This is a genomic window from Syntrophomonas sp. DTU019 (assembly GCA_913757435.1).
Lineage (GTDB): Bacteria > Bacillota > Syntrophomonadia > Syntrophomonadales > Syntrophomonadaceae > DTU019.
In genome coordinates this window covers 1-12,141 of record CAJYDM010000010.1, presented here as the reverse complement: position 1 = coordinate 12,141, position 12,141 = coordinate 1, and the positions used below count along the sequence as shown (strand labels likewise).

The 12,141-nt window shown below is 48.1% G+C and carries 17 protein-coding genes; 6 read left to right on the top strand and 11 right to left on the bottom strand.

From position 1 onward, the window contains the following. The 6 genes from AC15IQ_RS15180 to AC15IQ_RS15155 form a co-directional block, all read left to right on the top strand. The coding region (locus AC15IQ_RS15180; protein ID WP_483180323.1) for a hypothetical protein at positions 1-555 on the top strand (555 nt) is incomplete at its 5' end. After that, a complete protein-coding gene (locus AC15IQ_RS15175) occupies positions 552-1,286 on the top strand; it encodes a hypothetical protein (protein ID WP_483180321.1) in 735 nt (244 codons plus the stop codon). The genes AC15IQ_RS15180 and AC15IQ_RS15175, both read left to right, overlap by 4 nt. Next, on the top strand, positions 1,286-1,789 hold the full coding sequence (locus AC15IQ_RS15170; RefSeq protein WP_483180319.1) for a hypothetical protein: 504 nt from the start codon (positions 1,286-1,288) through the stop codon (positions 1,787-1,789). The genes AC15IQ_RS15175 and AC15IQ_RS15170 overlap by 1 nt, the downstream gene beginning before the upstream one ends. A 102-nt stretch (positions 1,790-1,891) precedes the next feature. Continuing rightward, positions 1,892-2,104: a hypothetical protein gene (locus AC15IQ_RS15165; RefSeq protein WP_483180317.1), complete on the top strand. Its 213-nt coding sequence runs from the start codon at positions 1,892-1,894 to the stop codon at positions 2,102-2,104. Positions 2,105-2,439: 335 nt separating this feature from the next. Next, on the top strand, positions 2,440-3,024 hold the full coding sequence (locus tag AC15IQ_RS15160) for an N-acetylmuramoyl-L-alanine amidase (RefSeq protein ID WP_483180315.1): 585 nt from the start codon (positions 2,440-2,442) through the stop codon (positions 3,022-3,024). Between the two features lie 2 nt (positions 3,025-3,026). After that, positions 3,027-3,263, top strand: a complete 237-nt coding sequence (locus tag AC15IQ_RS15155; protein WP_483180313.1) for a hypothetical protein — start codon at positions 3,027-3,029, stop codon at positions 3,261-3,263. A gap of 101 nt (positions 3,264-3,364) precedes the next feature. On the opposite strand, the gene AC15IQ_RS15150 is transcribed toward AC15IQ_RS15155, so the two are convergent. From AC15IQ_RS15150 to AC15IQ_RS15100, 11 genes are all read right to left on the bottom strand, one after another. After that, complete coding sequence (locus tag AC15IQ_RS15150; RefSeq protein WP_483180312.1) at positions 3,365-3,889, bottom strand: hypothetical protein; 525 nt, start codon at positions 3,887-3,889, stop codon at positions 3,365-3,367. Positions 3,890-3,904: 15 nt separating this feature from the next. Further along, positions 3,905-4,105: a hypothetical protein gene (locus tag AC15IQ_RS15145; protein WP_483180310.1), complete on the bottom strand. Its 201-nt coding sequence runs from the start codon at positions 4,103-4,105 to the stop codon at positions 3,905-3,907. Positions 4,106-4,116: 11 nt separating this feature from the next. After that, positions 4,117-4,326, bottom strand: a complete 210-nt coding sequence (locus tag AC15IQ_RS15140) for a hypothetical protein (protein WP_483180307.1) — start codon at positions 4,324-4,326, stop codon at positions 4,117-4,119. Between the two features lie 13 nt (positions 4,327-4,339). Continuing rightward, positions 4,340-4,747: a hypothetical protein gene (locus AC15IQ_RS15135; protein ID WP_483180304.1), complete on the bottom strand. Its 408-nt coding sequence runs from the start codon at positions 4,745-4,747 to the stop codon at positions 4,340-4,342. Between the two features lie 184 nt (positions 4,748-4,931). Next, positions 4,932-5,747: a radical SAM family protein gene (locus AC15IQ_RS15130; protein WP_483180302.1), complete on the bottom strand. Its 816-nt coding sequence runs from the start codon at positions 5,745-5,747 to the stop codon at positions 4,932-4,934. A 1-nt stretch (position 5,748) separates the two neighbouring features. Beyond that, the gene (locus AC15IQ_RS15125; RefSeq protein ID WP_483180299.1) at positions 5,749-6,198 is read right to left on the bottom strand and encodes a hypothetical protein; all 450 of its coding nucleotides are present in this window, start codon (positions 6,196-6,198) and stop codon (positions 5,749-5,751) included. Positions 6,199-6,209: 11 nt separating this feature from the next. Beyond that, positions 6,210-7,268 (bottom strand): hypothetical protein, encoded by a 1,059-nt coding sequence (locus tag AC15IQ_RS15120; RefSeq protein ID WP_483180297.1) that lies wholly within the window; start codon positions 7,266-7,268, stop codon positions 6,210-6,212. Between the two features lie 15 nt (positions 7,269-7,283). Then, positions 7,284-10,250: a DNA methyltransferase gene (locus AC15IQ_RS15115; RefSeq protein ID WP_483180295.1), complete on the bottom strand. Its 2,967-nt coding sequence runs from the start codon at positions 10,248-10,250 to the stop codon at positions 7,284-7,286. An 18-nt stretch (positions 10,251-10,268) separates the two neighbouring features. After that, complete coding sequence (locus AC15IQ_RS15110) at positions 10,269-11,048, bottom strand: hypothetical protein (RefSeq protein ID WP_483180293.1); 780 nt, start codon at positions 11,046-11,048, stop codon at positions 10,269-10,271. 53 nt (positions 11,049-11,101) lie between these two features. Further along, positions 11,102-11,776: a DNA cytosine methyltransferase gene (locus AC15IQ_RS15105; protein ID WP_483180291.1), complete on the bottom strand. Its 675-nt coding sequence runs from the start codon at positions 11,774-11,776 to the stop codon at positions 11,102-11,104. Positions 11,777-11,804: 28 nt separating this feature from the next. Next, positions 11,805-12,023 (bottom strand): hypothetical protein, encoded by a 219-nt coding sequence (locus tag AC15IQ_RS15100; protein ID WP_483180289.1) that lies wholly within the window; start codon positions 12,021-12,023, stop codon positions 11,805-11,807. Between the last annotated feature and the right edge of the window lie 118 nt (positions 12,024-12,141).

Genomic DNA, 12,141 nt, shown 5'->3' with positions numbered 1-12,141 from the left:
AGCCAGCTGAGGGGTAATCCTTATCACACTATCGGAATAGCTATAGTTGAAGAACATCCTCCCTTGAAAGGGGGTATTTTTTTGGACCTGAAAGAAAACATCGGGGTGTCCGGCACCTGGCTATTCGTCTGGCGCGACAAAGACGGAAACATACTGGAGACCGGGGAAGAACATAATCTTATAACTCAGAGCGGCCTGGAAGCGTTGGCCGCGCTTTTCCTTGGAGAGCTACCAGCCAGTAATGCAATTTACCTTGCCCTGGGTACCGGCGCCACGGAAGCCATCACCGGCGATAAAAAGCTAGCGGCTGAGGGATTTAGGAAAACCCTCACTTCAAAGACCCGCGAACTGAATGAGGTCCGGCTGAGATTTTTCCTGACTACGGGCGAAGCTAACGGCGAATGGTCGGAGATGGGCGTTATGCTGGCGGCCACAGGCATACCAGACAGCGGTACCATGCTCAACCGCATACTGCCCAGCGGTGGTATTCGCAAGGCATCGAACCAGACCCTGACCGTCGAAGTGCGAATTAAATTCCAGGGGGTGAGTGCATGACGTTGAACGCTTTTAAAGATGGGCAGACGATTTTGAATCAGGACAACCTAAATAGCCTGCTTGCCCTCCAGCCCTTCCAGCTTATATACGAGGGCACCGAACGAGACGCAAAGACCGGCTCTGGGGTGAGCGAAAACAGCATTGCGAACTATTCGTACTGTGCTCGGTTCCAACTATGGGAGTCAACGACGATTGGGCGGGTAGAGCTCCATCTCGACAAGGATGGTGCCGGCGCCGACCTGGTGGTGCAGATCAGGTCAGGGATGGACCCGGCCAACGGGGATGATGGTACCCTGCTCAAGGAAGTGGTTGTCCCGAAGGAGTTTATACCAACCACCGCTGCGTATTGTTCCATACCAATCGGGCTGTCCGGACTGACTCCAGATGGTGTTTATTTTCTAACCGTAACACGAGCAGGAGACAGCACTAATAATGTCTCTTGGGTCGGGGAGGCCGCGCAAGACGGCAGTTATCCTGCATATTACCGGGCCGGAACGAGCGGAGCGTGGACTGCCAACAATGCCCTGCATTTCCGGGTACTGTCCGGAGAATCTGGCGAGCTGGTCCACAGCATCTATGCCGGGACCGGCTACACCACCGTAGAGTACTCCGGGGAAATCATATCGAAAGTGTACCGGTACCTGCCTCCGGCGGACGGTCCCAACGGGGGCATCAGGGACGTGATGACGTATAGCTGGAGCGGCGAGTATTTGAGAGGGGGGACGTTGTAATGTTTGGACTAGGCGAGGCAATGCTAGGCTTCCTGCGGCGGCAGGTTGGACTACGGACGGACGCAGCGGACGCAACCGGGAGCCTGCATGCCAAACTGGCCCACATGACCGCGACCCTACCAGAAAGGTTGGCGTATGCTAGCAATACTTTGCGAGTCTCTGCTGACACACAGAGAGCAGTAACGGATGTTTCAAGCTACACACTTGTGAAAGAAGTGCAGATGAATGTAGCGGGATATATACGGCTATCTTGGGAAGGTAACCGTTCAACACTGCATGCTAACAATAGATTTGCGATATGTGTAAACAACGTAGTAACGATTGACGATATTAATCCCGGTTCTCAAAGTCCTTCTTTTACTACTCTCACTTACGACATCCCAGTAAGGGCCGGAGACGTTATAGGACTGCTGGCTAAAACAGCTGATGATGCTACTGTAACGGTGCGCAATTTTAGGATTTATTACGATGTGGGCAATTCACCTGTCGTGGGACTTGACTAGGACTAGAAAGGAGGGCATGACATCATGTACGCTAAAGTACCTGCCATAGATGGAGCACCCCTCGAATAGGGCGGTTATTTTATTTCGGGGAGGAGATGGGAGATGAATGAACTGGAAAGAGTCGAGCACCGGCTCAATGATCACTCAGATAGGATTCGATCGCTTGAAACCGGCTTCGCAGCCCAAACCGTGATAGTGCAGGAATTATGTAAAAAGATGGACAGCCTAATCAACTGGATTAAAGCACTCCTGATGGCTTGGGCTACAGGGTTGGGGGGCTTTTTCATTTGGTACGTGCAGAGTTTGCCGAGGTGAGGTTATGGACCATTATCTTAAGGTTAAAAGGTTTGCTGGTTTCGTCCTGGTTGAGATTGTGTCCCTTGCGGTGTACTTTTTATTCAGCCCATTGTTCTTAATAGGGCTGTTGGTTTATGCTGCATTAACTGGCCAGATAGGCGGTGACTAAATGCGATACTCAAAACTAATAGTAGCCCTGGTAATTCTACTTAACACAGGCTTTACCGGGGCTGTTTTGTATACGTTTCTACGAGTTAGTTCCGAGCCAACCACTTTGATAGCGGCCTGGTTCGCGTTTACAACAGGCGAGTTGTGGCTGTTATCCGGGATTACAAGAGAGAAGGTGAGAAGAGATGCAGATAGTAGAGACCAACCTCCAATTTAGCCGGGCGCCATCGAAGCGCACTCGGACCGGCAGGATCATCCTACATCACACAGCCAGTGCAGATGTGTCTGCGGCGACTATCCACGGCTGGCACCAAGGCCAGGGCTGGATAGGCATTGGCTATCATTTTGTGATTCGGGCAAATGGTACGATAGAGCGCGGTCGGCCAGAGGATACCATAGGTTCCCACGCCGGTCCTCAGGGCAACGGCGACAGCATCGGGATAGTGCTGACCGGTAATTTTGAGATCGGCGCACCATCGACGGCGCAGATGGTTGCTCTGGCGGAGCTAATCAATGAGCTGCGAAGCAGGTATGGAGATTTGACTGTGATTGGACACAAGGATGTCATGGCTACTGCCTGCCCGGGGCGCAATTTTCCCTGGGACGATTTAAAGCGGAGACTGGAGGCGAAACAGGTGGACCAATGGAAGCTCGATATCATAGCAAAGGCAAAGGCTGCCGGGCTGATTACTATTGACCACGATCCGGACGAACCGGCCAGCAAGTGGTTTGTGTTGCAGGTCATCATGAATGCGCTGGGAGGGAAATAAGTATGGAAGAACAACTAAACGTAGCGATATTGGAGCAAGCCTCCATCAATCCCAGACCTTGGATGCAGAGGCTGAAAAGCCGTAAATTCCTGATGTCGCTGGCAAGTGCGCTGTTTATCGTCTTAAATGAGGGACTGGACCTGGGCATTCCTTCCGATGTGTACGGGTGGATTGTCGGTGTGGTCGTCGCTTGGATATTAGGAGAGAGCTACATAGATGGCAAGGCAGCCGGGAAATAGATACGAATCCGACAGAAAAGACGAAGGCCGAGGTCACGCCACATGACCCCGGCCCTCTAAATATCGGACATATATAAGATACACCACCATAAAGGATATTTCTATATCATTTCGTTCAAATAATTGTAAACGAAGGCTACTATCTTTCGCCGCCGGTGCCGGACCCCGGACTTTGACATGCTGACAGCCTTAGCTATGTCGTCAAAGCTCATCTTGTGTTTATACTTGTACTGGCATATTTGTTGATCCGTCTTTGCCAGATATGATATAGCGTGTTTTATTGCGAGTATATCCTGCTCATATTTGTCGATTCTATTTTCTAAATTTAACATTCGTTCCCACAGCAGGAGTATTTCAAGGTCAAGTTCGTGTGCAGCTTCCATTGCAGGTTCAATCGGATTGCTATATATAGACTTCTTGCCCTGCACTCGTTCAGCGACGTACTGGGTTTTTGCCCCCTGATAGGCGCAGGCTTCTCTATACTCGTTCCGTAGGAACATCAATTTTAATCTATTATCATGTGTTCGGTTTGCTTTTGCCTTTAATAGCTCCAGTTTACGTTCGGCCTCATAGAACCAGTACAGCTTGCCCTCTGTCTGTCTGAAAATATCCTGCTGATTGCACAATCCTTATCCCCTCCCTCATATCGCTTTCTTACGTTTCGGGATCCGGCCTTTCCAAATTGGCGCCGGAATGATCTTACCATCTTTCATCTGTATTAATCTGACAAGTCGACCGCAGTGGGTGCAAAGCCAGGCTCGTTTGCGGTTCTTGCTGTTGTAAGTATAGATACCGGGTATCATCCGGTGTCCGCATTGGCAATATACAGGGGCCTCACGCATAGCAAACCCTCCTAACTTGCCTTTATATCTATCAACTCCACTTCAACTCTTGGATTATCACGGTCCACCCTCTGTAAGTGAGGTAGCCTGGCACGTTTTACGCACCAGGCTATCAAGTTAGTGTATTCTCTTTTCATCTTGGCCGATTCATACCGGTTGCGCCGGGCCGCATCGGTGATGTCGTTCAGGCCAGGGAGTCGGCCAGGTATGATTAGCTTCATAGGCTACCCTCCATTAGAGCTTCTTTCCTCCGTGTCTGTAGGGCCGGGTCTTGTTGTATTCGTGCTTAATTCGGAGGGCCTCCTCAATGTCAATCCCGGCCTTACCGCAGTAATCCAGTATGCGAATTATGCAGTCCGCCAGTTCAATAGCTATTCCTTCAGGTTTATCGATAAAATCAGGGCATCCTTCGCAACATTGATCACAATCGATTGGTTCGCAAATTCTGTCTTTTGGATCATCCTCTTGTAAAAGTTCTTTACATTTATTGTATTTCATAGGCATCCCATTCCGGTATTCCTCTAAAGCCTCAGATAACTCCGAATGACACAAGGCTATAATATCCCCGAATGACCGTTCTTCCTCCCACCAGCCATGTTCAACAGCGTTATGATGGATTTCATCTCGCAATTGATTTAACATAGTCTACTCCTTTCTCATCCGGTACCACCCAAATACCTGCCGCAGTCAACCGGAATTCTTCCTTTACTGCACTGGCCAGGGTTTCAAACTGTCCCAGCATCCCCCTATATTCCTGTCGGGCTTCCTGGAACCCCCAGGGCAGCACCGCCGATGCCCGAGAACAGGGGAAGTACCTTGTATGTCTTCATGCCCTCACCTCCGGATACTGCTTAATAACAGCCTTAATAGAGTCCTTCCATCTTACTTTTGGCTCATCTTTCAGTCTTTCAACTAATCGCAATATTTCTTTATCGCATTGTTTATTTTCAAGGTCTTTCACCATAAATTCATTATCCGGGCTTGACATATCAACGCGGGTTCGCAGTTTATTCATTTTGCCAATCCAAATGGTGTCAGTGACATATCTTTTTAAGAACCAAAAAGTAACAATTGCATCATGGCAATCATGTAACATTGGCTCCATACTCACCGAAGTTTGAAAACCTTGTTTAAAGGCATATTCAAGTGCATGGTATCTTTCCGCTGGTGATGGTGCTCCCGGTTCCCAAAAAGAACATATCCCTTCATCAATGCTTCCAATAGTGAACCGGAATAATATTTGGTCTTTATACGCTTCAAGCTCTGAACATAACCTCTGAATACAAGATAAATGCGGTTTGCTGACTATTAAAACCTTGTTGCCAGGAATGAGCATATTTCTAAGCACTTTAATGCAATGCTCCAGATTGGTTGGTGTAATATCATGGGTAGTCGGAAACATAATCACCTTGTTAGATTTCGGCCATTTCTTATCCAGTATTTTGAGGTTAAGTCTTTCAATTAACCATTCATCCCTACTCGATATGCGTTTATATCTCAAAGCATTGGTTCTGGCATAACAATAAAGGCATCCATGAGGACATCCTAAACACGCGTTGGCGTTTATATCTGCCCATTCATAAGTACCAGTTCCTTGCCTATCTTTAGAAAAATCATTATCGGTATCTTCTTTTAATACCACTTTATCCCGCCTTCCTTCTTCTCACTGAATACTCAATAATTCCGACTTCATAGTATGCCGAATCCCGAAGCAGGCCTATCAGTTCCCGCTCCGGCATGTCCTTACACATCCAGTCCATGGCCTTGTATATCCAAGTATTAGCCGTCCTAAGACAACGAAGCAGGAACGGGTGCTGGTCATGTTCCTGCCATTCGTCTATGATGTTTTGGAGCCCCTGGCTACAGGCGGCCATTACGATGATGTATTCCCGGTCTCTTTTGGTCAGATATTCCTTTTTCTTAGGCTGCTTCTGTTTACGCCGTTTACGGGCTTCTCGCTTTGCTCTCTCTTCTTCGACCTTCTGGTTATACAGGATTACCATTATGTCATCCGGCGTGGCTTCCCGACCGTTTTCCTGCTCCCAGACTGCTATATGGTTCCGTGCCCGCATGAGTTCCGCTATGGTTGCCATGGCGCACCTCCTTACATAGCTTCCTCAAACAAACTGGGCTGTTCCGGCCCTGGTTCATATTCGTTTTCCCAATGGACTCCGATGTAATCCAGCACCTTGCCCCAGCCCATGTCATACATCCAGAACTTCCATTCTTTATAGTTGGTCTCCCTGAGTCGGTCGAAACGGTGGGGCCTTGGCTCAATGTGGATACCAAAACCGCACATCGTGCAGCCAGTGCGTTGTGCTTTGGTGGTCCGCAGGGTCCCGTCTGAATCCCGAACAATTTCACCGTAAATCTCTGGTACGGGAGCTTCCAGATCTAGGGCCAGCTGGAGAATATCTTGCCGCTGGAAGATAGCGAAGGGGCATGATCTTGTGACCGTTTTGCCGTAATAATTACAACCGTTTTTTATGAGAGCTTTTTCCCTCTGCCCACCCTCGCTGGCCATGAGACCCATGTATGGGTATAAGCCGTTTTGCTTCGCGAAGTCATCAGCAGGTTTTTCCTTCATGTAATAACAGCAGTCAGGGCTAACTCGGAAGGGCGCGGTCTGGTAGTTGGTGCCATACCTTTCATTCTCAGGCCCGGCGAAAAGTTCCAGCCACTTCTTGGGCAGCTTCATTCGCGTTCCTTTTCGGTATCCTCCGTAAGCCCCGGTCTCTCCGGTCATGATTGCGTGTCTGACAGTAGCGTTTTTCTCCGTAGGATTCTGCAGCAGTTGTATTTTGCCGGCCTTCTCTTTCGATATGACCGGATAGCCATGCTCACGGATGACCTGCACCTTGCTCTTGTAGGGCTTGAGGAAAACCATATTGTCCAGCTGCTTATGCACGCCCCGAACTGTCTTGTCCTCCAGAACCGAAATGGATACCCCGCGAATATTCGGATCAACATGCTCCCTGAGAAACAGGAGCAGAGTAATACTGTCCAGGCCTCCCACGGAACAGAATACCTTTCCTTCTAAGGCATCATAAAACTCCTGAGCCTTCCCCATCGCGTATTGAACCTTGATTTCATAGGGAAGATTTTGCAGTTCTCTGAATCGTTCTATTTGCTCCTGGGGAACATAGGTTACGGTTGCAGCCAACGCTCTGCCCTCCCCTCATATCGCCTCTACAAAGTCAAACAGCGTCGGCATGTCTATCTCGGCTTCTGCCGCTTTGCAGTACCCTACCCCGTCCCGGAAATAGTCTGTATTCAGTTCTATGCCATATCCGTACCTGCCCATTTTTATAGCCATATAGGGAACGGTCATCAGCCCACCAAAGGGGTCAGACACCACTTCTCCGGGGTTTGAATAGCGGTTGATGATGCGCTCCACAATATCAATCTGGAGGGGGCATACATGCATTTGCAGCCGCTTTTGGCTCTGCTGGGTGTTAAGTGTTTTCATACGGTTTATGTCGTCCCAAACTGCATCTGTCCAGCTACCTGGTGCAACTACCATGAACGATGCCGGTAGTTTACCTTTGTCGTCTAACTGTTTAGCTAGGGCCACATGTTCTTCATAGCTGTAGACGGAATCTCTCGAGTATTTGCGGTAAACAGCCTGCAGGTCACTAACCGGCAGGGCGATCAATTCGTCTTTGCTTAGGAACCTGTCTCCAGATGAACGCCAGAAGCCGTGTGCATCAATCTGCCACTGTGCCCGGGTATACTCCTCTTTAGTCTTTGTTACTGGCACATCAGCATAGGCGGTGCTGGTGTCGCTCGGCAGTTTGCGGAATAAAAGAATGTATTCCGGACAACCAACACCCATTTTGGTTCCGTCTTTGCATTGCTCTGACCAACCAAGGCGGTATGTCTGGTTATTCTCCCTGACAACGTCCGTAACAACCGTAATCATCCCGAAGTATTGAAAGCCGTGTTTCATGTAGTGCTGAATACATAGTGCGTGAAATGGTTCCATTGTTGGCATCCCGGTACCGGTTACATTGCCAAACAGTACCCGGTCTTTTACATGACAGGCAAATACCCTCCCTGGTTTTAATATCCTTAGTAGGTTCGGGGTTAAGAAGTCCATCTGTTCAAAAAACCTCGAGGTATTTTCGTTATGGCCAAAGTCGTTGTAACTGGCTGTATACTCGTAGTGATTGCCAAAAGGTATTGACGTATGAATCAGGTCTACGCTATTGCTGGCCATTTCTGTAGCTTCGAGTATGCAGTCGTTATTCACTGCAGTAAAATACTTACCTTCAACTTTCACTCTTTTCACTCCTATACTGCGAGCTAATTTATCAATTATTGAGGTATTGCTGAGCCCGTTTTTCTTAACTATCTCAGTCATTTTCTGGACCATGTAGTCATGCTGCTCCCACTTCTTGAGCAGTACGTCCAGAATGGCACGTTCGCTTTCGGTGTATATGATGTCTATCCGTACCTGCTCGGTCTGCAAAAACCTATATATCCGGTGTATAGCCTGAATGAAATCATTAAACTGATAGTCGATGCCTAAGAAAATAGCCCGGTGGCAATGTCTTTGAAAATTGCACCCTGACCCGGATAGTTCTTTCTTCGTTGCGAAGTATTTAATACGTCCCTCCGAAAAATCAACAACTCTCTGCTCCCGGGTCTCGAGGTCCTGGCTGCCGTAGATGGCCTCCATCGCTCTTATGGGCCTAATATCCGGCACCTCGCATCCAGGCACTGCCTCAAGTATAATTAGACCGCCCTGGGTATGTCCGCACTTCTGCCAGCCTGCCTTTAAAAAGCAGTAACCGGGATTAGTTGACCTAATCTTTTCGGCGTTAACGTAGGTATAAAGCCGCTGACCTGGCCACCTCATCCAGGCTATGGCCATGGCCTCCTTGATTAACTCTGAGGACAGAATATTTCCCTCATTTCGGAAAACAGCGCAGTTCACGCCTTTTTGACCAGAAGCATCAATGAATTTGCGCCAGACGAATAGAGCATCATGGTTGCTGGTCATTAGGACCGTCTTTTCTCCGGGACCACAGAACAATTTGCGTTCCCGTCCGTCAGCATACTGGTAAGCTGAATAATGGCGTTCGTACATCTCTAACCCTATAGGATGGCCATCCTTATACTCCTGCCAGTGAATGTACTCGGTAGACGGCAAGACCTCTTCTATCGCGTGTCTCTCAGCCTCGAGGTCATGCCAGAGAAGGAAATGATCGTCGGGTGATTCGTTGATAATCTCTAGCATCTTTGCTACCCTGGCATCTATGCTTTCCCGCTTTTCCCGGGCCGCCTGAGTGAGACCAGCTGCGGCATCCCGGAACAGTTTACCCTGGCCGTCCCTTTCGGTACCTGCAGTTTTATGGTTTACCGGCACTTCGTGGTACCGGATGTCCAGCGGCGGTAGTTCATAACCCTCATCTGGGTATCCCAGGTCTGACGGCCGGGTTATAAATAAAGCCCAGCTGGATACCCATAACCAGAATTCGGTTTCTTTATGTGGGTACAGCGTAAGGTTGTTGGCTTTGGTTGAATCCCGCTGAAAGAACCTGGTCAGAGCCTGGCCGGTGTCCATGATCTCCAGGTACCCGGCGTAGTGTATCAGTTCTTTATACCGGTTCGGGCTGGGCGTGGCTGTGCAAACTAGTTTATACGGAACACCCTTAAACTTATCCAGGAATGTCTGGTAGGTCTTGCTGCCGAATGATCGAAGAACCGATGCTTCGTCAAGTGATGTAGCTGTGAAATAGGTCGGGTCTATGTCTCCATCCCGCACCCGTTCATAATTAGTAACCAGGATATTACCCTTGGCTGTCTTTACCTCTTCCATGGTGCGGACGTACTCGGGGCCAGATAGCCAGCCTAAAAGGTCTATGGCATCTTTGGTGAACTCTTGCTTCACCCCCAGTGGCAACACTATAAGGGCTTTACCTCCTTGGTACTTTGTTACGATCCGGCCATATTCCAACTGCTGAATGGTCTTGCCAAGTCCAAATGCTTCAAAAAGCGCCCGTCTGCCGCCTTTTATAGCCCATCTTACAGCGTCCTTCTGATGGGGAAGTAAAACGGGGTTGATTTCCTCTGGTGAAATATCAAACCCCGCGTCTTTGGCAATATCTATTTTCGATTTTAGGAAACTTATGTAGTCCAACTCTCGCCCTCCTTTGCATCAATACCTATCTGGGTTAAATGTTTCATACCCGCCGCCGATGATTGCATGAACTGACTCGGTTTCACTCGGTTGTCGCGGTTTGGGTTGCGGCTTGGGGAGGTTGTCCCTCTTCAGGGCAAAAACGCCCTGCCAACTGTTGAAAATAGACTGATCTAAGATAGCTATCTTCTCCTCGTCAGTGCTGGCCAGCTTGTCCAGTTTGGCAAGCAGTTCCTTTTTGGCTCGGTCAGTCATAGGCTTCTTGATGGCCTTCCGCATTTCCAAGAAGTCTTTAAGCCGCTGTCTCAGCTCAGGGTTATCCGTGTAATTTTCAAAGGGGGATATAGGGGAATTATTATTATTTTGTTTTTGTTTAGTATTGTTTGGTTTATATAACATTCCCTCACTCGTTCTCTGCCGTGACGCTGACTCGTTCTCCCACTCGTTTCCCAACTCATGCCTTAACTCATTCTCTGACTCGTTCTCCCACTCGTTCTTTTTCTGTGTCAAAAACTGGCAAAAGGGAATTATTTTATACTTGCTTGCTTTCTTGCGATTATCGCTCGGGCGATACTCCAACCGGCCACGATCAATTAAGCCTTTTCGTGCGTTGTTGATACCGCTATGAGATAGACCGCTAAGCAGCTCCAGTGTTCGACCAGGCACACTAACCCACTCCTGCCAGCCAGAAGCATTAGCCACCATCATCAAGGCATGCCACAATGCTATTTGCCCGCATGGAGGTTGATTTATAAGACACCAATCTTTGAACGCTCGAAGCTCTTGCAAGTAGTTCAAACTTCCCCCTCCTCCCCGGTTATTTTTGGGTATTCAACTTTCGTAGTGGTTAGTTACGCTGCTAACATTAATTGCATCGCAAGTTGTCTACCAATCCATTCGGTATATGCTGGCGGTATAGCCTGCGCCAACTCTTTGCGTGTCATCCAGTTAATGCCCATAGCCATACTCCAATATTCAAGTATTTCTTTAGAAGTCATTCCTTTGACACCACCTGTACCACATACACTAATAAATCCTTTAGGGCTTATACCATTACCAGCACTTGGAGTTTTATCATTATGAGGTTTATGTTTTGGAGCGTATAAAGGCATATTTGATTCGAATTGTCTGTGTCTATATACTTTTAATCCTTTAAACATTGACCCACACAAAACTATTGGATTTATCAATGGAGCACCCATAACATTTTCAATCACATAAGGCTTACCTGTAGCCTGTAACAATTCTCTTGTTGGTGTAATGAGGTCTGGATGTTCTTTATAAGTACCATTTCTGGCTTTCCCCAGTGATTGTACTCGGCTAAATTTCTGGCAAGGGGGTGACGCATGTATTACATCAAACTGACTTAAATCTTGTGTTTTAAGAAATTCTATTGCGTCCATTTGTATAAACTTATATGGATAATTTGGTTGCGGCTCTATATCGACTCCTACAACTTCAAAACCTGCTCTATGATAACCTACTGAACAACCTCCAGCCCCACAATACAAATCTAATAATCTCAATTTAATACCTCCTTACAACCACCATCCCCTACCACCCCCAAATCCACCTGGCAATCTGAATGAAAGCTGCCGATACAATGCCACCCACGGCTATGCAAAGAACAATGTTGCCTATAACGTCCATCAGCCGCTCCTGCCAGCAGGGTTCCTCGGGTTGCTGGTACTCCACTGTCGGGACCTCTTTAAATCCCCCGCCATCAAGCGAGGGGAAATAATATATCTTGCATACGCTTTGCTGCTTACTCATGGTCTTACTTTCCTCCCCTGGTCAGATTTTCCAGTGCGAAAGGGTAAAAAATTTTGTGTTGTCTATTTTGCATCGTCCGCGCCTCCTTCCAGGGAGGCGACGGATTCGTTGTATGCCC

What these genes read in the sequence shown, in the direction of transcription:
- AC15IQ_RS15175 (WP_483180321.1), top strand. Translation starts at nt 552, where the DNA reads ATGACGTTGAACGCTTTTAAAGATGGGCAGACGATTTTGAATCAGGAC.
- AC15IQ_RS15170 (WP_483180319.1), top strand. Translation starts at nt 1,286, where the DNA reads ATGTTTGGACTAGGCGAGGCAATGCTAGGCTTCCTGCGGCGGCAGGTT.
- AC15IQ_RS15165 (WP_483180317.1), top strand. Translation starts at nt 1,892, where the DNA reads ATGAATGAACTGGAAAGAGTCGAGCACCGGCTCAATGATCACTCAGAT.
- AC15IQ_RS15160 (WP_483180315.1), top strand. Translation starts at nt 2,440, where the DNA reads ATGCAGATAGTAGAGACCAACCTCCAATTTAGCCGGGCGCCATCGAAG.
- AC15IQ_RS15155 (WP_483180313.1), top strand. Translation starts at nt 3,027, where the DNA reads ATGGAAGAACAACTAAACGTAGCGATATTGGAGCAAGCCTCCATCAAT.
- AC15IQ_RS15145 (WP_483180310.1), bottom strand. Translation starts at nt 4,105, where the DNA reads ATGCGTGAGGCCCCTGTATATTGCCAATGCGGACACCGGATGATACCC.
- AC15IQ_RS15140 (WP_483180307.1), bottom strand. Translation starts at nt 4,326, where the DNA reads ATGAAGCTAATCATACCTGGCCGACTCCCTGGCCTGAACGACATCACC.
- AC15IQ_RS15135 (WP_483180304.1), bottom strand. Translation starts at nt 4,747, where the DNA reads ATGTTAAATCAATTGCGAGATGAAATCCATCATAACGCTGTTGAACAT.
- AC15IQ_RS15125 (WP_483180299.1), bottom strand. Translation starts at nt 6,198, where the DNA reads ATGGCAACCATAGCGGAACTCATGCGGGCACGGAACCATATAGCAGTC.
- AC15IQ_RS15100 (WP_483180289.1), bottom strand. Translation starts at nt 12,023, where the DNA reads ATGAGTAAGCAGCAAAGCGTATGCAAGATATATTATTTCCCCTCGCTT.